Source organism: Moritella sp. 28, from assembly GCF_018219435.1.
Taxonomy (GTDB): domain Bacteria; phylum Pseudomonadota; class Gammaproteobacteria; order Enterobacterales; family Moritellaceae; genus Moritella.
The window spans coordinates 372,399-394,925 of record NZ_CP056121.1 but is presented as its reverse complement, the minus strand read 5'-3'; the positions used below and the strand labels follow the sequence as shown (position 1 = coordinate 394,925).

The following is a 22,527-nucleotide window of genomic DNA, read 5'->3' as shown; positions in this document are numbered from 1 at the left end:
TTTGACCTAACAGGCTAGATGTAATGATTAACCAGCAACGAATTCTTCACCTAATGTGATGTTCGCTTTTAGTTCTTCTAGCATTGCATCGCGTGCGTTCGTTTCAAATTCGCTTAAGTCACCGTATGCTAATACTTCTTCAACGCCGTTCTTGCCTAGTAGTACAGGTTGTGCGAAGAATGTTGCGTGCTCAGAACCACCGTCAACATAAGTACATTCAACGATACCTTTTTCGCCTTGTAATGCGCGAACAAGAGAAAGACCGAAACGTGCAGCTGCTTGACCCATAGAAAGTGTCGCAGAACCGCCACCCGCTTTAGCTTCAACAACTTCAGTACCAGCGTTTTGAATACGTGGTGTTAGCGTCGCAATTTCTTCAGCTGTAAATTCAACGCCTTTAACTTGAGAAAGTAGCGGAAGAATAGTAACACCTGAGTGACCACCGATAACCGGTACTTCAACGTCAGCAAGTGAAATGCCTTTAAGCTCACTTACGAAAGTTTCAGAACGGATAACATCCAGCGTCGTAATACCGAATAGTTTACGCTTGTCGTAAACACCCGCTTGCTTAAGTACTTCAGCAGCGATTGGCACAGTTGTGTTAACTGGGTTAGTAATAATACCGATACATGCGTTTGGACATACTTCAGCACATTTAGCGGCTAAATTTTTGATAATGCCAGCATTGATATTGAATAGATCTGAACGGTCCATGCCTGGCTTACGAGCAACACCCGCAGAGATAAGTACCACGTCAGCACCAACAAGTGCATCTGTAGGATCTGTACCAGCAAAACCAGCAATAGTAACGTCTGTAGGGATATGGCTTAAATCAACAGCAACACCTGGAGTTACTGGTGCGATATCATAGAGTGATAGATCTGAACCAGCAGGTAGTTGAGTTTTCAAAAGTAGGGCTAAAGCTTGACCGATACCACCAGCAGCACCTAATACAGCGACTTTCATAGACGTCTCCATTATCTTAATTGTTTATGTAGAATACAATATTCACAAATTCCTTTAATCACAGCTACCTTACTGCAACATTGACTAAAAAACAATTAACAACACGAATATGCACGGTAAATAAATGAATTACGTATGGGTTTTAAGAGTTTCGCTTTCTATCATTAGCGATTCACTTTCAGGTGAAATAATACAATTTACTCACTGATATCGCTATCAATAACGATATCAGTGAGTAAGAAATTCAGAAATTAAGATTGGAACGCGAGGGCTTTTTTCTCTAACTGTTTAAAGATCAATACCAAGATACCATTCATGCCTAAGTAGATAATACCCGCAGCAGAAAAGGCCATTAATGCATCATAGGTTTGACCATTGATTTGATTGGCATAACCCATCACATCCATAATCGTAATCGAACTTGCTAATGATGTACCTTTGAGTACCAAAATCACTTCATTAGAATAAGACGGTAATACCCGGCGTATCGCATGTGGCACGATAACCGCCAGTGTCTGCCTGCGGTTCATGCCGAGGGCTTTACATGCATCCCATTCACCACGTGGTACAGATTCAATAGCACCTTTAAAGAGTAACGATGAATAGGCAGCCGTATTAAACGATAACGCAATAATGGCGCAGATTTTAGCCTGACGCAGGTAATCCCATAAGAAGCTGTCTTTGATCCACTCAAACTGTGATGGACCACTGTATACCAAAAATATTTGAATCAATAACGGGGTACCGGTAAAGACCAAAATAATAGACCGTGATAATAAGTTTAATCCTGGGATCTTATTGATCATCGCCAGCGTTAACAACGCCGCTATCATAGACCCAAACAATAAGCTGTAAAAGGTAATTTCAAGGGTAGTACTCAAACCGTCAAATAATAACCAGAAGTGATCTAACGTCATTTTGCTACTCCAGCATCAAAACGGTTAATGTAACTATCAAGGTGCTTTAACAACCATTGACTAATCAAAGTGATAATCAGATAAATCGCAGCTGCGGCCACCAAAAAGGTAAAAGGCTTATAAGTACTACCTGATAATAAATCAGCTTGTTTCATTAAGTCCGTCACACCAATCAAAGAGACTAACGCGGTATCTTTTAGCAGTACCATCCACTGATTGCCTAAACCCGGCAATGCTAAACGCCATGCTTGCGGTAAGGTAATACGCAGAAAACAACGCACAGGTCCCATACCAAGCGCTTGTGCAGCTTGTTGTTGACCTTTCGGTACCGATTGAATAGCCGCACGTAATGTTTGCGATGCATAAGACGCAAAAATTAGCGACAGTGCCACCACACCACTCCAGAACGGACTGATGTCATAAAACTCATCGGTTAATAGAAATAGGATATGCGTGCCACCGAAGAAAATGAAAAATACGATCAATATCTCAGGTAAACCACGTAATACAGTAACAAATAAGCTAATCGGCTTGGCAATAAGTGGGTTCTTTTGCATTTCTGCAACACAGAATAAAATAGCGAGAACCAAGCCAACCAACAATGATGTTAGCGCGAGGCCAAGGGTGATTTTTGTTGCATCCAATAATAATTGAAGCTGCAAAAGATCCATAAAAACTCCGGACGTAAAAACAAAAAATGCCCCTAAAAGGCACTTTAAAATAAATTATCTCGTTATCACAATAACGGGGCTATTATGCCCTAATATTACAATGTAACTCAGGTCGAGATTAAACACTGTTATCTATTATTTAGCAAAGTATTTTGCGTAAATCTTATCGTAGATGCCGTTCGCTTTAATCGTTTGTAAACCTTTGTTCAATTTAGCTAATAATTCAGTATTACCTTTACGTACTGCGATAGCAAAACCAGCACCAAAGTATTTCGCATCAGTCACGGCTTTACCGACTGTTTCGTAGTTACCACCGCTGTGCTTCGTTAACCAATCGTGCGCCACTGCAGAGTCTGCAAATACACCATTGACACGACCATTTTTAAGGTCTAAAAATGCTTTTTGGTATGATGGGAAGTTAAGTAGCAATACCTTTTCATCTGCGTAAGTATCTATCATGTAAGCTTGGTGTGATGTACCATTTTGTACACCCACTGCTTTACCTGCTAAATCAGAAACAATATTATATTTGCCTTTTTCAGCCACTAGTACCGCTGAATTTTCATAATATACATCAGAAAAATCAACTTGCTTTTGACGTGCAGGCGTTACGTCCATTGCTGCAATTGCCGCATCATAACGACGGAACTTTAGGCTTGGGATCAAACTATCAAATGACTGGTTAGCAAAACTACACTCCGCTTTTAATTCAGTACAAACTGCGCGGGCGATATCAATATCAAAACCTTGGAATTCGTTGTTTTCATCCATCATTTCAAACGGAGGATACGTCGCTTCAGTAACAAATTTTATTTGTTCTGCCGCTGTGACTTGTGCCGCAGTAGAAGTTAGAATTAATGCTGTGAGTAATTTTTTCATTTGGTACGACCTTATTCCTAATGTTTTAAATAATTTGTAAACTGTGGCGTTTGTGGTTGCTGAAAGTGCTCAGCCCCCCCAAATTCAACAATTTCACCGCTTTCAAGATAACAAACCTGACTAGCGACTTTACGCGCGAAGTCCACTTCGTGCGTAACAACAACCTGCGTAATACCTGTGATGGCTAATGATGTAATGATTTCAGCCACTTGATTAGTTACCTCTGGATCTAACGCCGCAGTCGGTTCATCAAATAACAATACTTCTGGTTTCATCATTAAAGCACGTGCAATCGCGACACGTTGCTGTTGACCACCTGATAAGGCCAATGGAAATACATCGGCTTTATCAGTTAGCTGTAATTGCTCAAGGATCTTCATGGCCTCTTTACGAGCGTGTTGTTTTGTTTGCTTTAAAATCTTAACGGGTGCTTCAATTAAGTTATCCATCACAGACATATGCGGCCATAGGTTGTATTGTTGAAATACCATGCCTACTTTCTGTCTCAACATCTGGCTACGTTTAGCTAATTGCTTATCATTAAGTTTACCTGAAAAATCAAATATTTCACCAGCAATACTGATAGTGCCATTATCTGGCGTATCAAGTAAGTTAAGCACGCGCAATAGAGAACTCTTGCCAGCACCACTTGGACCAAGTAGCACTAAGGTCTCGCCTTTCGCACATTTAAGGTCGATGTTTTGTAATACATCAAGTTGACCCCAAGATTTACAGATGTTTTTTAGTTCGATGCTCATAATGATAACTGAATATAATTGCACTAGATGCGAATATAGTAACCGAATAAACTTCAATATCAACATAAATATTCACTTTAATTTGGTTTTTATGCACCAGGGCCACATTAACCAAATAAACTAGATAAAATATACCCTGCTGGTATCATATGCATAATTATTCAGTTCATCGCTAACCTAATCCATTTACTCATTGCATTAATAACTTAGTAGCAAACTTTATAAATGAACGATAAAATTAATGACGGTATCATTATATAACCACATTGATTTTAAGATTAGCAACTTGAATTATAGATGAATCAACTGACATGGTAACAAGTATGAGTGAAAAACAAGATCAGTTAGTAAAAGCATTTAAAGGATTATTAAAAGAGGAGCACCTGGGTTCACAAGGTGACATCGTTGATGCGCTTAAAGAACAAGGTTTTGACAGCGTGAACCAATCGAAAGTATCAAGAATGCTCAGTAAGTTTGGCGCAGTACGCACACGCAATGCCAAGGATGAAATGGTTTATTGCCTACCTGCGGAGTTAGGTGTCCCAACGATTAGCAGCCAGTTAAAAAGCTTAGTATTAGATATTTCCCATAATGAATGTCTTATTGTGATCCAAACAAGCCCAGGCTCGGCACAATTAATCGCTCGTTTATTAGATTCATTAGGGCGTACAGAAGGAATTTTGGGGACGATAGCAGGCGATGACACTATTTTCATTACCCCAACTAGCACCACTATTATTGCAGAAGTAGATAGTGCAGTAAAAGAGTTGTTTGAGTATCTGTAATAAGCGTATTAATGTTTGGCGCAGCGACGATTCGCACGCCAAACATTATTTTAGTTAATCACTTAATCTAGCTCAAATAATACTAAATCATGGCTTTCTACAGCCACATTAACCATATCACCAACAGTCATGGGCTGCTGCATGGATACAGATAATTCCAACTCGTTCTCAGTCAACATGCTTGTGGCTATACCAATCGTACAATGAGTCGTTATACCTAAAAATTGTTGTTGGGTGATCGTCGCAATTCCCTGCTCTGCGATAACTAATTTTAATTGTTGTGGTCTTAATGCTAACAGTTTTTGTTCACCAACCGCCGCTGTTAATTTTTGCTCACTGCTAATAACACCTAATACTGTATTTACACTGTACTCATCTACGACCACTGCATCTAAATAGTTAACCTTACCTAAGAAGTCCGCGACAAAGCGTGTCGCAGGTTGGTTATATAGCTCACTTGGTGTCCCTAGCTGCTCAATCTTGCCTTGATTAAAAACCGCTAAACGATCAGCAAAAGCAAACGCTTCTTCTTTACTGTGAGTAACAAAAATAGCGCTCATGTTGTAGGATTTAAGCAAACCTCGCATCTCTTCAATTAAATGATGACGAACCTGGCTATCAATATTAGAAAAGGGTTCGTCCAATAATAACAACTCTGGCGAACTTGCTAACGCCCGGGCAATTGCAACGCGTTGTTGCTGACCACCCGATAGCTGGTGCGGATAACGATCGGAGAATTCACTTAAGTTAACGAGATTAAGCATATAATCCAGTTTCTCTTGTTGTTTAGTTTTACTCTGTTTATGCAAACTAAACAGCACATTGTCAGTCACTGTCAAATGTGGAAATAAAGCGTAATCCTGAAAGATCATACCGACATTACGCTTTTCTGGTGCCAGGTTTAATCGGCCATTATCAACGACATTACCGTTAATTTCGATGCGACCTTGCGTGGGTGGTAATAAGCCCGCGATCAATTTTAACGTCGTCGTTTTACCACAACCACTTGGGCCTAATAAACACAGAATTTCGTTTTTACCTAAACTCAGATCAAGCCCCATTAAAATATCGACGCCAGCATAACTACAATGCAGATCAGAAATACGTAAAGCAGGTGAAGAAGATAGTGTCATCAGTGCTGTTGCTCCAAAGAACGGTTCAAGAAAATAAGCGGAATTAATCCAACTAACACAATCACAATGGCCGCTAATGCAGCCTGCTCTAACATTTCATCAGAAGCAAACTGAAATACGTAAGTCGCTAGCGTTTCATAGTTAAATGGACGTAATAACAAAGCCGTTGGCAACTCTTTCATTGATTCAATGAAGACTAACAAAAATGCTGCCAATACACCTTTCCGGATCAAGGGAATATGAATTTTACGGATCATACTATGTGGGCGGTGTCCCAGCGTGCGCGTGACCATATCTAGTGACGGCGATATTTTATCAATACTGCTTTCAATAGAACCCACCGCGATCGCTGAAAAACGAATAAGATAAGCAAAGATAAGCGCAAAACTAGTGCCAGTAAAGACCAGACCCGGTGTCCAGTCCCACAACAATTCAGTCATATCATTTAATAAAAAGTCGGCGGACGTTAACGGAATAATAATACCAATAGCTAATACAGTACCGGGTAATGCATAACCCATGGTGCTGATGCGTGCAGGAATAGTCGCATATTTAGAACCGACTAAACGACGGTATAAACCCAATAATATTGCACAAAGAACCGCTAAACCAGCTACGATAACCGCAAGAATTAAGCTGTTTGCACTGTATTGAAAGAACTCCTCAGTCCAAGATTCAGCAAAGTAATGCCATGCATAATTAACTAATACCGCAAACGGTAATAAGAAACCAGCAAACACCAACAACCAGCACCAAACCATCGCCAACAACTTGGCACAGCCCGTTAACTGATAACGCACCTCTTGCTCATGCAGCATGCTTTTTTGAAATACTTGTTGTTTACGACGTGCAAAACGCTCTAAACCGACAAACAATAAGATCACCGATAACGTCATCACCGATAATTGTGCGGCAGCCGTTAAACTACCGTGACCAATCCAAGTATCATAAACCGCAGTGGTTAACGTATTTACCGCGAAATAATTCACCGTAGCAAAATCAGCAACAGTCTCCATCGCGATCAGCGATAAACCAACAGCAATTGCAGGACGCGCAAGGGGTAATGACACACGAATACAGCTCGATAGTGCTGAACTGCCGAGTACACGGCTTGCTTGGATAAGGCTAGTTGACTGCTCCAAAAATGAAGTTCGCGCTAATAAATAGAGATAAGGGTATAGTACCAGCGCTAATACAGTGGCAGCTCCGGGTATCGTTCGGATATCAAAGAACCAATAATCACTGGCACTCTGCCAGTCAAACACAGCGCGTAAGGCAATTTGTACCGGACCTGCATAATCAAACATATCAGTATAAATATAGGCCACAATATAAGCAGGCATAGCCATTGGTAACATCAATGCCCATTGTAAAACTTTACGTCCAGGAAAATTACACATGGCGATCAGCCAAGCAGCTGGTAAGGCAATAATACTACTGATTAAACAAACGAGAAAAACAAGGATGAAGGTATTTTGAACGTAGTCGAGAAGAACTGTATCTACAAGGTGTTGAAAAACATCTGCACTGGGGCCAATTGCCTGATAAAACAACGCGGCAATAGGTAGCGCTAACATAATCGCAATAAACCAACTACTAGAATGCCAAGAAAAGGCTAACTTATGATTCATGAACGGAAAAATAACTCCTGTTTAGATACGCGAAAAGGCTGGTCAGTTACTAAGTAACTATACCAACCTTTAAATCAGTCCGTTAACAGCCTATTCAGGCCGTAACATTAACTGTTAACCCCATGTAATATAGGGTCTATACGCTATTTTACAAGTCGAATTTAACTTCATCAAGTAGTCTTAGTGCAGCTTTACGATGTTTTGCAATCTCTGCTACAGGCATGTAGTCAGCATTGAACTCACCCCAAGATGAAACTAGTTCAGATGCTTTGGTGCCCGCTTTAACTGGATACTCCATGTTCACTTCAGCATACATTTGTTGTGCTTTTGCACCAGATAGGTATTCCATCAGTTTAACCGCGTTACCTTTATTCGGTGCGTATTTAGCTAATACCATACCTGAAACGTTTACGTGCGCGCCGTGGTTTTTTTGGTTAGGGAAGTTAATGTTAACAGATTCAGCCCAAGCAACTTGTTTTGGATCTTTCAACATTTTGCCTAAGTAGTAGCTATTACCAAGAGCAACGGTACAAACGCCTTCTTTAATCGCTTTAACTTGTGCACGGTCGTTACCTTGTGGTTTACGTGCAAGGTTAGCTTTAACACCTTCTAACCATACTTTTGCTTCAGCTTCACCGTGATGTGAGATCATCGATGAGATAAGTGCTACGTTGTATGGGTGTTTACCTGAACGAGTACAGATTTGACCTTTATATTTAGGGTCTGCAAGTTCTTCATAAGTGATGTTAGCAACGTCACCATAGGCTTCACGTGAAGTGTAAATATTACGTACACGTGTCGTTAGTGCAAACCATTCGCCATCTGGATCACGGTATTGCGCAGGAATGTTATCTTTTAATACGTCGCTTGATACTGACTGAGTAACACCGCTCTCAACAGCTTCAACTAAACGGCTGATATCAGTTGTTAGTAATAAGTCGGCTTTTGATAAACGACCTTCACGTTTCATTCTATCTGCAAGTCCTTTCTTCGCAAATACAATGTTCACCTTCACACCAGTATCTTTAGTGTATTGTTCAAGGATCGGATTAAGCAAATTAGCTTGGCGATTTGAATAAATATTAACTTCTTCACCAGCAAAAGCAGTAGCGCTCATTAGTGACGTTGTTAATGCCAAAGCAGATAAACCAAATATTCCCTTTTTCATCCTTTACCTCTAAATACGAATTGTTTACATTATGAATGGAGTCTATAAGAATATAAAAAGATTCACAAGTGTAAATGATAATAACTCTCAAAAAGAGGTAGGGGATACATGGCTGCGAGGACTGCAACCATGTTGTGGTTCGTAATAAGGATTCACTTATATGTTAATCACGGCCTAGCTATCGCTGAGCATGTCACCTTTATCTTCTAACCAAGTACGGCGATCCGCAGAACGTTTTTTGGCAAGCAGCATATCCATCATCGCCAGTGTTTCATCTGCGTTATCAATCGTTAAACGGACCAAACGACGAGTATTAGGGTCCATAGTGGTTTCCCGCAATTGTAGCGGATTCATTTCACCCAGTCCTTTAAAGCGTTGTACGTTGATTTTACCGCGTTTCTTCTCGGCTTCAATACGGTCGATGATGCCATTTTTCTCGGATTCATCTAATGCATAAAAGACTTCTTTACCAATATCGATACGATATAACGGCGGCATTGCGACAAACGCATGTCCGGCTTCAACCATAGCTCTAAAGTGTTTATAGAACAAAGCGCATAGTAAAGTCGCAATGTGTAGACCATCGGAATCGGCATCGGCTAAGATGCAGATTTTTCCATAGCGTAAACCAGAAATATCATCCGAGTCGGGGTCAATACCCAGCGCCACCGAAATATCATGCACCTCTTGTGAAGCCAATACTTGCGCAGAATCGACTTCCCACGTATTTAAGATTTTACCACGCAATGGCATTACCGCTTGGAATTCACGATCTCGGGCTTGTTTCGCAGAACCACCAGCAGAGTCACCTTCTACTAAGAATAGTTCAGAGCGCATAGGGTCTTGACCCGAACAATCGGTTAATTTACCCGGTAATGCAGGTCCACTGGTCACGCGCTTACGCGCCACTTTCTTACTGGCTTTTAAACGCTTCTGGGCATTATTAATACATAAATCAGCCAATAATTCAGCCAGGTCGGTATTTGAGTTTAACCATAATGAAAACGAATCTTTAACCACACCAGAAACAAATGCAGCACACTGACGTGATGACAAACGTTCTTTGGTTTGTCCGGCAAATTGTGGGTCTTGCATTTTAACCGACAAGATATAAGAACAACGATCCCAAATATCATCAGGCGTTAACTTCACCCCACGTGGCAATAAGTTACGGAATTCACAGAACTCACGCATGGCATCGAGTAAACCTTGGCGTAAGCCATTCACGTGGGTACCGCCAAGCGCAGTTGGAATCAAGTTAACATAACTTTCGGTAACCGATTCACCACCTTCAGGTAGCCAAATAACCGCCCAATCAGCCGCTTCATTATTGGCAGAAAAACTGCCGACAAACGGCACTTCGGGTAATGTTGCCCATCCCTGTAACGATTCCATTAAATAGTCTTGCAGGCCTTTTTCGAAGCACCATACATGTTTTTCTTTATTTACTTTATCGTCAAATTTAATGTTTAAACCGGGACACAATACCGCTTTCGCACGTAAGTTATGCATCAAACGCTTAGACGAAAAATTACCCGAATCAAAATAACTCGCATCTGGCCAGAAATGTACTTTAGTACCGGTATTACGGATACCAATGGTGCCAATCACTTCGAGTTCAGACACTTTATCGCCATGCTCAAACGCGATTTGATAAATTTGGCCACCACGTCTAATGGTAATTTCTACACGTTTAGACAACGCATTTACAACCGAAATACCAACGCCGTGTAGACCACCAGAAAATTGATAGCTATCGTTCGAAAATTTACCACCGGCATGTAACTTAGATAAAATCAGTTCAACACCACTTACACCTTCCACTGGGTGAATATCCACTGGCATACCACGACCGTCATCACTCACTTCTAGCGACTGGTCGGCATGTAAAGTAACCGTAATGTTCTGAGCATGACCCGCTAACGCTTCATCGACACTATTATCGATAACTTCTTGGCCAAGGTGATTAGGACGTACAGTATCAGTATACATTCCGGGTCTGCGACGTACTGGTTCGAGACCATTTAGGACTTCAATCGAGCCCGCATTATATTCTTGTGTCATGAGTTTCTTTTGTGCTGTTCGTTACATCGGTTTGAATGCAAGAAAGGTTAAAATATCGCTAAGATAGCGTTCAAATCCAATAAAAGCATGATCGCCACCCTGCTCTACCGTCAATCTCGCCATTTCGTATTTTGTTGTTGCTTGGTTATAGTCTAACACTTCATCATCGGTCTGTAATAGTGCCCAGATAGTTTCTGGGTGAACTAATGCCAGACAATCCAATGCCCGTAGCTCATCAATGTGTTGCTCAGCTAAATTAAATTTAACTTGGGTATAAGGGTTCGTATTTTCCCCTAAATAGTCCACCAGCAATTCATAAGGCTTTACAGCGGGATTAATAATCACCGCTGGGCAATTAAATTGTTGATTCACTTTAGTCGCATAATACCCGCCGAGTGAACTGCCGACTACCCCAAGCTGATGCATTGGGTAACGTGCAATAAGTTGTTCTATCTGTAGCCAAGCATCTTGAGGATAAGGTGAAAGATTCGGTATTTCAATTGTAATATCAGGGTGGTGCAATGCAAGATAGTCTGCCATTTGCTGTGCTTTAACCGATTTTGGTGAACTATTAAAACCGTGCAAATAGAGTAGTAGCGTGGAAGCCATTTGTTCATTTACCTCTAGCAGTATTGTTAGTAACCTTTAGACTCTAGATCGGGATTAAAATCATGATTAGACAAACGCCAAACCTGACTGTTAATAGTACCATCACTGTGTAGTTGTAAATAACGCCAGCCAGGCGCTCGCGCATCAAGAGTAAACTCATCACAATGTGGTTTAAATTGGAAACAAGTCGACGGAGACGCCATAAAGTGAATACCATCATAAGTCTGGTCTAACTGCTGGTGCACATGACCAAATAACACATGCCGTGCTTTAGGGTGTTTTGCTAACACCGCTAAAAACGCCTCTGGATTACGCAAAATATGCTGATCTAACCATTTACAACCCACAGGATAAGTATTGTGATGTAATACCACCAATGCATATTTATCAGGATGTAAGCTCAGTCGCTCGTCAAGTAATTCAAGTTGTTCAGGCGATAAATAACCCGACGGAGAACCCGTTAATTGCGAATCTAATAAAATAATCTGCCAATCACCAACAACTTTATATTTATCCGACAGGACACCTTCAGATTTTAATGCACCGGCCATGAGTGGAATATTGTCATGATTACCAGGTAACCAATAACAAGGTTTATCTAAACGTTTAATATGCTGAGCAAAGTATTGATAAGAAGCTATACTGTTATCTTGGGAAATATCGCCCGTGGCAAGCACAGCATCAAACGGTTGTTGATTCTGCAAAATAGCATCGATAACATGGCTAAAGCTCTGCTGTGTTTTAACGCCAAGAAGATCCTTCTCAGCCGTTGCAAACAAATGAGTATCCGTCACTTGTAATAAATTAATGACGTTATGCTTTGCTGTTAATTTAGAAATGTCCGCGCCCACAATAATCTTTAACCCTTATCCTTTATCTGTTATTTGTTGCCTAGTAATGTCGAATAATAACTACACTGACTTGTAACCACATATCAGCGAGTCAGATTGAAAGATCCTTAAGACTATTAAAGAATACCTAATAGGACTTAATAAATCTGCTGTCCAGCACACACTTCCACGATTTCGGATTAGAAACCAGTAACATCATGAGAGATTCAAACAACTTAGCCTAAAGGGTATAAAGCATTGTAGCCCTAGAGCCAAGACTTTTGCAATGTTTCAAAATTCAATTGTAACCACTGGATACCAATAATAGTCGTCGCGTTATTTATTCGCCCTGTTTGCACCATATTATAAGCAGTTTCTCGGCTCACCACGTGCACTCGAATATCTTCACCTTCGCACGCTAAACCATGAACGCCTTCAGCAGTACTGCTATCGACCTCGCCCACATATAGATCTATCGCCTCACTGGTGCCACCAGGACTGGCGAAGAACTGCATAATAAAATCACAACGGCCAACGGTTAAACCCGCTTCTTCTTCGGCTTCGCGTTTAACCACCTCTGCAGAGTCTTCACCTTGCTTATCTATCATACCAGCCACTAACTCCAGTAACCAAGGTTGCGTACTGGATTCAATCGCAGGGATGCGAATCTGTTCTATTAATACCACTTCATCGCTCACCGCATCATAAGGTATGACTGCAGCAGCGTTACCACGTTCAAAAACTTCTCGCGTAATTTCACCACTCCAATCACCCGAAAACAACCTATGTTTAAAGGTATAGGTGTTTATTTTAAAAAAACCGTTAAAAACCTGCTGCTTGTTTATAATCTCAATATCCGTAACATCATACTCGGATTTTATTTCTAACTTTCGACTTTTCATTTACATATCCTAAAATATACTGATAATGACAAGTTACGGTGAATACCATGTTGGCAACTAGGGTTTAGGCACTATACCTAGTAAATATACTAATAATACCATATCGGCATTGATTCAACGTTTAAAACTCGAGCTTCGAGATAACACCTAGTATAAAATTAAAAACATCCGATTAATCTAGCTATCTCTATTTGGATAATTATTAGTTTGACTAAGCAGTTATCATTATTTATTGTTATGCGAGTTCATAACGGCAACTATTTACACTAAGGTAACCACCAATGAAGTTTAATAAGATTCTTCTAGCCTGCGGTCTGGCATTTTTTGCAAACTCAGCAAGTGCAGATAATTTACAACAAATATTTGAACAAGCCCTGACCAAAGATCCACTATATTTAGAAGCGCAAGCAAATCGCGATGCAGCACTAGAAAGAATTACTGAACAAGAAGCAGCAAACTTACCACAAATTGGTTTAAATGCTGACCTTGGTTACACAATGACAAGCGATTATCGAACTAATACAACCTCTAATGGTAACGCGTTAACGAGTACGGTTGGTCTTCGTTTGACCCAGTCATTATATGAAGAAAGTAATTTCATTAATGTTAGTCAAGCCGCTAAACAAGCAGAGCAAAGTGAACTTGCCGTTCAAGCTGAGCTGCAAAGTCTTATCTTGCGCGTATCGAATGCTTACTTTAATGTATTAAGAGCCAACGATACCTTAGAATTTTCTAACCGTAATAAAGACGCGGTAGAACGTCAACTAGAACAAACGACCCAACGTTACAATGTGGGTCTAACCGACAAAACTGACGTATTAGAAGCACAATCAAGCTTCGATTTATCAGTAGCAGAAGTAATTAACGCTGAAAATACTCTCGCCAACAGCTACGAGTCATTAACCGAAATAACCGGTTTAACGCATACTAATATTTCACCACTGAATACTGCGCGTTTTAGCCCAACAGCACCAAATGGCCAGCGTGATAATTGGTTAGATACTGCCAACAACCAAAATTTATCAATCCAGATCCAACGTATTGCTAAGCAAATTGCAGAAGGTAATGTCGATCTAGCTAACTCTGCAGATAACATGTCATTGAACTTAGTCGCAAATGCCGGTTCTAAATATACGGATTATGGCAATGATAATAACAGTGGAACAGACGCTGAAAATATCGTTTCATCAGGTAATGTGGGCATCGAATTTAGCATGCCGCTATACACAGGTGGCGCTGTCACTTCAACAGAAAAACAAGCCGTTTATAAAGTAACAGCCAGCCAAGAACAATTAACCAAAGCAAGCCGTGAAGTACAAACCAAAATTAGAACTTATTATAACAACGTGACGGCCGCGTTAAGTTCTATCAAGGCCTATGAGCAAACGGTTAAATCATCTGAAAGTGCATTAGAAGCAACTCAAGCAGGCTTTGGGGTAGGTACACGTACGATTATTGACGTGTTAAATGCAACTAAAGGTTTATATCAATCGAAGCAATCATTATCCGGTTCACGTTATAACTACATCATTAGTATGTTACAGTTAAAACAAGCCGCTGGAACCTTGAACGCTGAAGATGTGAATTTAGTTAATGCTGGGTTAAAAGCAAAATACTAAGTTAGAATGTAATACAGAATAATAAGGCGACCCACCAGAGTCGTCTTTTTTATATCTAAAATCGCATATACCAGCTCAACATGCATCTATTCACATTTAATTATCAATCACTTATAAATGCAAATAGAGTTAACTCGTATTAATGAGAATTTTTCATGACAGATAAAATTAAAACCGATAAGCCGATAGTCACCAAAGAAAACACGAAATTCAAACTCAGTTTTTTACATCCCAAACACTGGCCATTATTGTTCGCAGCTACTTTTTTATGGCTTATTTCTTTATTACCGAATAAGGCGCAAAGTATATTTGGTCGTGCTTTAGGCCATTTGGTTGCTAAAATATTACCCCGTCGTTTAAAAATAGCACAACAAAATCTTGCCTTAAGTTTCCCAGAAAAATCTGACAGCGAAATTAAAGTCCTAGCAAAAGAGAATTTTAAATATACTGGTTTAGCGGTTGTTGATACTGCCAATGCTTGGTTCTGGCCAGATTGGCGTATTAAGCAGAATATGGTTGTCGAAGGTCAGGAGCACATAGATCAAGCAAAGGCTGACGGTAACGGTATGCTAATACTCGGAGGTCACTTTTTATCACTGGAAATGTCGGCACGTATTTTTGGTTTATTACGACCAACCTATGCAATCTATCGCCCGAATAAAAACCCATTGATGGAATACTTACAATGCCGTGGTCGCACACTCTCAAATAAAGGTTTGCTTGACCGCCGAGATATCAAAGGCATGTTACGTGTACTCGATGAAGGTGAGCCATTATGGTATGCGCCGGATCATGATTATGGTCCTCGTCGAAGCGTATTTGTACCATTTTTTGCGGTTGAAAAAGCCTGCACCATTACTGGCACCACGCTTTTCGCCTCAGGTAATAATACGAAAACCTACCCTGCGTCTTCTAGTCGCTTTCCAGATGGTCGTTATAAGTTAACCATTCGCGCATCATTAGAGAACTTCCCAACGGGCGACGAAGTTAAAGATGCCACGATCTGCAATAAAGAATGTGAAAAATCTATTTTAGAGCAAGTACCACAATACATGTGGCTGCATCGTCGCTTTAAAACGCGTCCGGAAGGTGAGCCGAGCTTGTATAAATAATTGGTTACATAACAAAATAAACAAATAAAATCCTATTGATAAAACACTGTAATATAAGTATCAATAGGATTTTTTATTTAACTACAGTGCAAACAACTGTTGCCAGTAATCAGTAACAACTTTACGTTGTACAACAAATTCACTATTCGCAACAACACCTTTCTTGCCTAATAAATTAAGTCGATGGATTTCATCACGCATTTGGCAATAGCTTGCGGTTAAGCTAGTTCCCAACTCCTCAGTAATGAGTCCTTCAGATACGCAACGACTAATAATACGGACATTATCAGGCCAGAGTTGGATTTTCGGCATCTGCGCAGCATAATTCAATACAATATACTGCATCATGAATTCGATATCGGTAATGCCGCCCTCTGACTGCTTTATATCAAACTGATCAGCATTGGTTTTTAACAAATGCTCACGCATTTTCAAACGCATTTCGACCACTTGTTTTTTCAGTTCTGTGGTATCACGAGGTTTGGCTATAATACTACGTTTAACCTCAGTGAAACGACTTTGAATCAACTTATCGCCATAGACGATACGGGTACGCACTAACGATTGATGCTCCCAGGTCCACGCTTCTTTACATTGATAATCCAAGAATCGAGATACCGGACAAGCAAGTACTCCAGAGCTACCCGATGGGCGTAAACGCATATCTACGTCATACAAAATGCCAGTGTTAGTACGCGTACTAAAGATATGAATAATACGTTGTGCTAATCGTAAATAAAATTGACGGCTATCGATCTCTTTTGCACCGTTGGTCACGCCTGCGGCTTCACAATTATGAATAAACACCAGATCTAAGTCCGAACCATAACCTAACTCGATACCACCAAGCTTGCCATAGGCGACAACAGCAAACCCTTTTTCACCGCTTTCAACCACATTGTGGGGAACGCCATGTTTCTCTTCTAATTGTTGCCAAGCTAGATTGACCACATTATCAATCACGGCCTCCGCCAACCATGTTAGATGGTCACTCACCTTCATTAAAGCTAACTCACCACCAATATCCGCAGCCGCAATACGTAACAATTGAGTCTGTTTATATTGGCGTAGCGCTTCTAATTGCTGTTCGTGATCTTCTTCAGGAATACGCAGCATAAATTGGCGCAACTCACTACGATATTCATGCAATGGCGTTGGGTGATACAGGTGCGATGGCACCAACAGCTCATCTAATAGTATCGGGTGACTCGACAGCTGTTTTGCCACCATCGAACTTGCCCCACACAAGCGTAATAACTGTGTTAATGCTAAGTCATTCTCGGCTAACAATTCTAAATAAGCAGTACGGTTTAAAATTTTGCATAACAAGGCAATAATACGCGGTAATAACGCAACAGGATCATCCGATTTTAAGATCGAAAATAACAGTTTAGGTAATAATTTTTCAATCGTTTGTCGACCCCTAGGACCTACTGTTTTGCGTTCGTAATCAGTTTTAAAATGATTTAAATCTCGAACAAAATTCTGCGCATCTTGTTCTAACAAACCATATTCTGCAAGCAACGTTATTGCTTCGTCTGTTGAGAGCTCTAAATGCCATAAATCTAACGCAGGTTGTGATTCTTCATTATCATCGTCGTCGCCACCAATCACCTGACTGAACTCACGATGAATATTCGCCATTACTTGATTGATATAAATATAAAAGCTATTCCAGTCAGCATAACCTAACACGCTGATTAAACGGCTACGATCCAATTCTGATTGCGGTAACGTTTGGGTTTGCGCATCATTAATTTGTTGCAGAATATTTTCTACTTGGCGTAAACAACAATAACTTTCGGTGAGCACGGTATAGCTTTCTGCTGATATTTCACCCAGCGACTGCAAGACTTTAAGCGTCGCTAACAACGACTTAATTTGTAATATCGGCTCTCGCCCTCCTCGAATAAGTTGGAAAGTTTGTGCCACGAACTCCACTTCACGAATCCCACCACTACCCAGCTTAATATTGTCTTTCAAACCTTTACGACGCACTTCGGCTTTAATCATAGCCTTCATATTACGCAGGGCATCAATCGCACTAAAATCGACATAACGACGATAGATAAACGGGCGTAGCATTTTTTCCAATTCGACTCTGGTTTCTGCATTACCACCCAAAGCACGGGCTTTCACCATGGCATAGCGTTCCCAATCTCGGCCTTGGTTTTGGTAATATTCTTCAAATGCGTTAAAGCTCATGACTAAAGGGCCTGAATCACCAAACGGACGCAAACGCATATCCACGCGGTAAGCAAAACCATCGGCGGTGACTTGATGTAATGCCGCAATTAACCGTTGACCTAAACGTTGGAAGAATTTCTGATTCACAACAGTACGTCCCGCACCAACAGTTTCACCCGTTTCTGGATACGTAAAAATAAGATCAATATCAGATGAGAAATTGAGTTCACCGCCGCCTAATTTCCCCATAGCTAATATGACCAACTGCTGCTTAATGCCCTCGTGATTAACGGGTGTACCTTGCTCTTTACATTGCAGTTGATATAACCACTCTAGAGCACCTTCAATTAAACAGTCAGCAAGGTGAGAAGTATGGGTTAAACTTTCACTCAGCGTTGCAACTTGTAATAACTCTCGCCACGCGATAATACACATATGAAAACGGCGAAATTGACGAATAGTACGCAGTAATGCAGGTTCAGAATCACAGGCCGCAAGCTGAGTGGCTAATTGCGCTTCCACCAGCGCTGTGCGTGATGATTGAGTGAGTAAGCCTGATTGCCAAATATCACGTAATAGATCGGTATTATTAATACAACTTTCAGCAATAAAATCACTTAACGAAAAAACCCGCTGGCTTTGAGCTATCTGCTCTGCGGACAACAGGGTTAAATCACTCTTGTTACGCTCGCACCAACGTTGCCAATAAACCCGACCAGTATCCGCTAATACATCAACAATTTGACCTTCAGTACTCATAAACGACATCCATATAATTAGGCTTGTGATCCAATTAATTCAACAATTTATATTAAGAATAGAGATATAGACACACCATGTCTTACATGCTATTACTTACCGATATAAATTAACCTAGTAAATTTATCATTAGTAGGGGAATTATGGCAGCTAAAATCGTAAAAGAAGGTAACCTTTAATGTCTGTTTTTGAAACGCTCTTATCGTCGGATCTGTTACTATTTTTAATTGTTGACCTCATAATCGCTCTCGCCCTACTCTCTGCAATGCGGTTTTTCACCGGTGCCCTAGATAACATAGATACCACCGATGAATTAGCCAAGCGGGACAATTTTGCTTTTGGTATTAGTTTAGCTGGAGCCATCCTTGGCTTAGGTATCGTACTTTCTGGAGCCATCACAGGCGAAAAAGCCGCTACCCTACCAATCGAAATATTAGGCATGAGCCTGTACGGCTTAGCAGGACTGGTATTAATTAAACTTGGCCGTTGGATCCATGATCGAGTATCGCTCAATCAACTCGATAAAAATACTGAAATAGCGCAGCGTAATGTTGCGGTAGCGATTGTAGATGCCTGCGCCTCAATTGCCACCGCAATCATTATTCGTTCAACATTAATCTGGGCTGAAGGGTTAGAAGTCATCACCTTTATCGCTATATTTAGCGGTTTCTTGATCTCCCAAACACTAATGTTACTCATGACCCGCTACCGTGAGCACCGTTATTCACGTGGTAATCTTGGTACCACCATGCAACAAGCCTTTACCGACAATAATATTGCCGTTGCCGTGCGCCACGGGGGTTACCTGATTGGTGTCGCGATAGCAGTGACGATAGCCAGTAACTATATTTATTACGATACCGCCAATCTCATGACCACCTTAGGTTCTTGGATGCTGTTTAGCTTGGTCATGCTAACGGCTTTTACTATTCTCGCTATCATAGCTAAAAAATTAATTCTTAATGGCGTGGATATTAATAAAGAAGTTGACCTACAAAATAACATAGGTGTCGCGACAATGGACATGGCAATCAACCTCTCTATTGCCTTGATCCTCACAGCGTTATTAATTTAATCTCGACAATGAACTTTACGGTCACTTATCGGACAAAATAAGATACCGCGAATATATAAAATACAATAAATAAGTTTCACGCCACTTGACATATTATGTCTAGGGGCTTAAAGTTAATCTCACTTAGACATAATATGTCAAAAAAGGAACAAGATGAACATACATAATATTGCAAATTATCTTAATGATCTTGGCGACAAGTCTGACACAGGCTATAAATTTGACTGTACACCAATTCCCGGTGATGTTGATGTACTACGTGTCGACGTTGAAGGTCGTGAAGAAATTCCAATTTTTGTTTCTGTCACTGATGAGCAAGTTCTTTGTATTGCTTATCTATGGGGCGAAAACGAAGTTAAAACAGAAAAACGTGTCGAAATGCTAGAAGCGATGTTAGAACTTAACATCCCAATGCCGTTGTCATCATTCGCTAAAATTGATGATATGTATGTGGTATACGGCGCATTATCAGTACAATCAACTATTGCTGATGTAGAGCATGAACTCGTAGTATTAAGTGATAACAGTCTCGAAGTAATTACTGAATTATCAGATTATTTAGTTTAACCCCTACTTCTGAGGAGAAGTTTATGAGCATTTTTAAGAAGATTATGACCGCGATCCGTGGTGGCGCCCGTGAAGTAGGTGAAGGCATCGTTGATGCCAACTCAATGCGTATCTTTGAACAAGAAATTCGTGACGCCCAAACCCATTTAACCAATGCTAAACGTAATTTAACGGATGTAATGGCAAAACAAATGCAATCAGGCCGTGAGCTAGAGCGTGTAAAAGCCAACTTAACTGAACACGAAGGTTATGCTGTACAAGCATTAAATGCCGGTAACGAAGCCCTAGCATTAGAAGTAGCTGAAAAGATTGCCCAGCTAGAGCAACAAGTTATCGAACAACAGCAAAATTTAGATAGCTTCACGAGCAGCGCTGCAAAGCTAAAAGATTTAGTCAAGAAAAGTGAGCGTCAATTGGCAGAGCATCAGCGCCAATTAACAATGGTGAAGACTACAGATAGCGTGCAAAAAGCAACATCAGCTATCACTGACAACTTTAGTGCAAGTAATTCAAAACTACTCAGTGCGAAAGATTCGTTAGAACGCATTAAGCAAAAACAGCAAGACTTTGATGATCGTATGCTTGCAGCTGATGAGCTACAAGCTGAAGGCAGCGACCAATCATTAAAAGCAAAACTTGCGGAAGCGGGTATTGGCCAGCAGCAAAGTAACGCTAATTCGGTACTAGATCGCTTAAAAGCCAAGCAAAATAGCTAAGTTTAACGACTAATCGATTAGTGAAATAAGCCCCAATAGGAGCAGTCATCGTGATAACACGTGCTGTTCCTATTTGTCATTCTGCTATATCTTAATATGCCAATAGCTTAATACTTTAGGATCCATGATGAGTTTCTTCAAAAATTTATTTAAAAAATCTGCACCAGAAAGCCCAGCCCGCGAACTCAACCACGTCAGTAAGTTAATTATTGGTGATATCATCGAGTTTAGTGACAGCTTTACTTTACCGACTGAAGTACGCCGACAAAAATTTGAAGTTATTGCAATTGAGACACTTGAATTTGAGCACCAACATTACCCGCGCTTTAAGCTACAAGGCGAGCAACAAACCTATGTTTGGTTATCATTACCTGGCTACGACCAGAACAATTTCCAGTTAAGCTTAGAGCTTACTCGCGAAGAAGTCTCACAATTATTTGATTTAGAATTATTTAGTGACGTATTCGAAGAAGGCTTTACCGAGTTAAGTACTGAACAACCGGTATCGTTAGGAGACTGGCACGCTGACCGTTATTACCAGCAAGATATCGCCACCGTTGGTTATCACCATAGAACAGACTTCAGAACAGCAGCACCTTCACAATATGCCGATGAAAACCCAGGTCAGCAATTTGAGTTTTATCATTTACATGATGCCAAAGAAAGTAAGTTAATCGATATAATGGTACTTAATAACGGCGACACTGACGTGTACTTGACCGTACAGCTTGGTAATGACAGTATTACAGGATACTGGCCAATAGCATAAACACAGTACAAGGCAGATTGAAGATGGTTAAATCACGTGAATTACCGGAAAGATGGCAATCATCACAAAAAGCGATGAAAGCAGTGCAAGTCGCATTCGATATGGATGAAAAAATCCAATACAAGATCCGGAAAGCAGCATTAGATAATAATTTAAGCCCGTCAGAACAGATCCGGGATATTCTCGGTTTAACTATTAATAAACGACCAAAAAGGCCTCGTTTAACCGTATCTTTAAATAACCAAGACTATATCGAGCTGGCTGAAAAATATGGTTTACAACCAGAGCAACAGTTAGAAATTAAGAAATTAGTCATTGAAGATCTTGTCAGGTTTTCAAATTAATAGCACGATTATATAGCGAACAAATGAGTAACAATCAGTGACATTGGCAGCCACTGATTGTATATT

21 protein-coding genes are annotated in these 22,527 nt (G+C 40.5%); 8 read left to right on the top strand and 13 right to left on the bottom strand.

The genetic code is table 11. From position 1 onward, the window contains the following. Nucleotides 1-27: 27 nt before the first annotated feature. The 5 genes from mdh to artP all read right to left on the bottom strand — a co-directional run bounded on the left by mdh (nt 28) and on the right by artP (nt 4,191). Nucleotides 28-966 carry a malate dehydrogenase gene (gene mdh / locus HWV02_RS01845; RefSeq protein WP_211678233.1) on the bottom strand — a complete coding sequence of 313 codons (939 nt, stop codon included), beginning with the start codon at nt 964-966 and terminating at the stop codon, nt 28-30. 251 nt (nt 967-1,217) lie between these two features. Then, complete coding sequence (gene artM / locus HWV02_RS01840; RefSeq protein ID WP_211678232.1) at nt 1,218-1,883, bottom strand: arginine ABC transporter permease ArtM; 666 nt, start codon at nt 1,881-1,883, stop codon at nt 1,218-1,220. After that, nucleotides 1,880-2,554, bottom strand: a complete 675-nt coding sequence (gene artQ / locus HWV02_RS01835; protein ID WP_211673822.1) for an arginine ABC transporter permease ArtQ — start codon at nt 2,552-2,554, stop codon at nt 1,880-1,882. Before artQ ends, artM begins: the two co-directional genes overlap by 4 nt. Before the next feature lie 135 nt (nt 2,555-2,689). Then, on the bottom strand, nt 2,690-3,433 hold the full coding sequence (locus HWV02_RS01830) for a transporter substrate-binding domain-containing protein (protein ID WP_211689552.1): 744 nt from the start codon (nt 3,431-3,433) through the stop codon (nt 2,690-2,692). A gap of 17 nt (nt 3,434-3,450) precedes the next feature. Beyond that, a complete protein-coding gene (artP, locus tag HWV02_RS01825; RefSeq protein ID WP_211689550.1) occupies nt 3,451-4,191 on the bottom strand; it encodes an arginine ABC transporter ATP-binding protein ArtP in 741 nt (246 codons plus the stop codon). Between the two features lie 323 nt (nt 4,192-4,514). On the opposite strand from artP, the gene argR reads away from it, so the two are divergent. Next, nucleotides 4,515-4,976 carry a transcriptional regulator ArgR gene (argR, locus tag HWV02_RS01820; protein WP_211678229.1) on the top strand — a complete coding sequence of 154 codons (462 nt, stop codon included), beginning with the start codon at nt 4,515-4,517 and terminating at the stop codon, nt 4,974-4,976. Between the two features lie 62 nt (nt 4,977-5,038). On the opposite strand, the gene HWV02_RS01815 is transcribed toward argR, so the two are convergent. The 7 genes from HWV02_RS01815 to nudF all read right to left on the bottom strand — a co-directional run bounded on the left by HWV02_RS01815 (nt 5,039) and on the right by nudF (nt 13,313). Then, nucleotides 5,039-6,109, bottom strand: a complete 1,071-nt coding sequence (locus HWV02_RS01815) for an ABC transporter ATP-binding protein (protein WP_211689548.1) — start codon at nt 6,107-6,109, stop codon at nt 5,039-5,041. Next, entirely contained in the window at nt 6,109-7,740 is a 1,632-nt protein-coding gene (locus HWV02_RS01810) for an iron ABC transporter permease (RefSeq protein WP_211689546.1), read from the bottom strand. The genes HWV02_RS01815 and HWV02_RS01810 overlap by 1 nt, the downstream gene beginning before the upstream one ends. A 148-nt stretch (nt 7,741-7,888) precedes the next feature. Further along, nucleotides 7,889-8,908, bottom strand: coding sequence for a Fe(3+) ABC transporter substrate-binding protein (locus tag HWV02_RS01805; protein WP_211678226.1), 1,020 nt, complete (start codon nt 8,906-8,908; stop codon nt 7,889-7,891). A gap of 174 nt (nt 8,909-9,082) precedes the next feature. Beyond that, nucleotides 9,083-10,972 carry a DNA topoisomerase IV subunit B gene (parE, locus tag HWV02_RS01800; RefSeq protein ID WP_211689545.1) on the bottom strand — a complete coding sequence of 630 codons (1,890 nt, stop codon included), beginning with the start codon at nt 10,970-10,972 and terminating at the stop codon, nt 9,083-9,085. A gap of 21 nt (nt 10,973-10,993) precedes the next feature. Beyond that, nucleotides 10,994-11,581 (bottom strand): esterase YqiA, encoded by a 588-nt coding sequence (yqiA, locus tag HWV02_RS01795; protein WP_211678224.1) that lies wholly within the window; start codon nt 11,579-11,581, stop codon nt 10,994-10,996. Nucleotides 11,582-11,607: 26 nt separating this feature from the next. After that, nucleotides 11,608-12,432: a 3',5'-cyclic-AMP phosphodiesterase gene (cpdA, locus tag HWV02_RS01790; protein WP_211689544.1), complete on the bottom strand. Its 825-nt coding sequence runs from the start codon at nt 12,430-12,432 to the stop codon at nt 11,608-11,610. A 245-nt stretch (nt 12,433-12,677) separates the two neighbouring features. After that, a complete protein-coding gene (gene nudF, locus HWV02_RS01785; RefSeq protein WP_211678222.1) occupies nt 12,678-13,313 on the bottom strand; it encodes an ADP-ribose diphosphatase in 636 nt (211 codons plus the stop codon). Between the two features lie 281 nt (nt 13,314-13,594). Here nudF and HWV02_RS01780 point away from each other — a divergent pair, with 281 nt between their 5' ends. Beyond that, nucleotides 13,595-14,932 (top strand): TolC family outer membrane protein, encoded by a 1,338-nt coding sequence (locus HWV02_RS01780; protein ID WP_211678221.1) that lies wholly within the window; start codon nt 13,595-13,597, stop codon nt 14,930-14,932. 155 nt (nt 14,933-15,087) lie between these two features. Next, nucleotides 15,088-16,044 (top strand): LpxL/LpxP family Kdo(2)-lipid IV(A) lauroyl/palmitoleoyl acyltransferase, encoded by a 957-nt coding sequence (gene lpxL, locus HWV02_RS01775; protein ID WP_211678220.1) that lies wholly within the window; start codon nt 15,088-15,090, stop codon nt 16,042-16,044. A gap of 81 nt (nt 16,045-16,125) precedes the next feature. On the opposite strand, the gene glnE is transcribed toward lpxL, so the two are convergent. Next, nucleotides 16,126-18,990 carry a bifunctional [glutamate--ammonia ligase]-adenylyl-L-tyrosine phosphorylase/[glutamate--ammonia-ligase] adenylyltransferase gene (gene glnE / locus HWV02_RS01770; RefSeq protein ID WP_211678219.1) on the bottom strand — a complete coding sequence of 955 codons (2,865 nt, stop codon included), beginning with the start codon at nt 18,988-18,990 and terminating at the stop codon, nt 16,126-16,128. A 178-nt stretch (nt 18,991-19,168) separates the two neighbouring features. Here glnE and HWV02_RS01765 point away from each other — a divergent pair, with 178 nt between their 5' ends. The 5 genes from HWV02_RS01765 to HWV02_RS01745 all read left to right on the top strand — a co-directional run bounded on the left by HWV02_RS01765 (nt 19,169) and on the right by HWV02_RS01745 (nt 22,461). Continuing rightward, complete coding sequence (locus HWV02_RS01765) at nt 19,169-20,065, top strand: DUF350 domain-containing protein (protein WP_211678218.1); 897 nt, start codon at nt 19,169-19,171, stop codon at nt 20,063-20,065. A 153-nt stretch (nt 20,066-20,218) separates the two neighbouring features. After that, nucleotides 20,219-20,632, top strand: a complete 414-nt coding sequence (locus tag HWV02_RS01760) for a YjfI family protein (protein WP_211678217.1) — start codon at nt 20,219-20,221, stop codon at nt 20,630-20,632. 23 nt (nt 20,633-20,655) lie between these two features. Beyond that, complete coding sequence (locus HWV02_RS01755; protein ID WP_211678216.1) at nt 20,656-21,348, top strand: PspA/IM30 family protein; 693 nt, start codon at nt 20,656-20,658, stop codon at nt 21,346-21,348. 124 nt (nt 21,349-21,472) lie between these two features. Further along, nucleotides 21,473-22,117, top strand: a complete 645-nt coding sequence (locus HWV02_RS01750; RefSeq protein WP_255550580.1) for a hypothetical protein — start codon at nt 21,473-21,475, stop codon at nt 22,115-22,117. Nucleotides 22,118-22,140: 23 nt separating this feature from the next. Continuing rightward, entirely contained in the window at nt 22,141-22,461 is a 321-nt protein-coding gene (locus tag HWV02_RS01745) for a hypothetical protein (RefSeq protein ID WP_045112025.1), read from the top strand. The last annotated feature ends 66 nt before the right edge of the window (nt 22,462-22,527 follow it).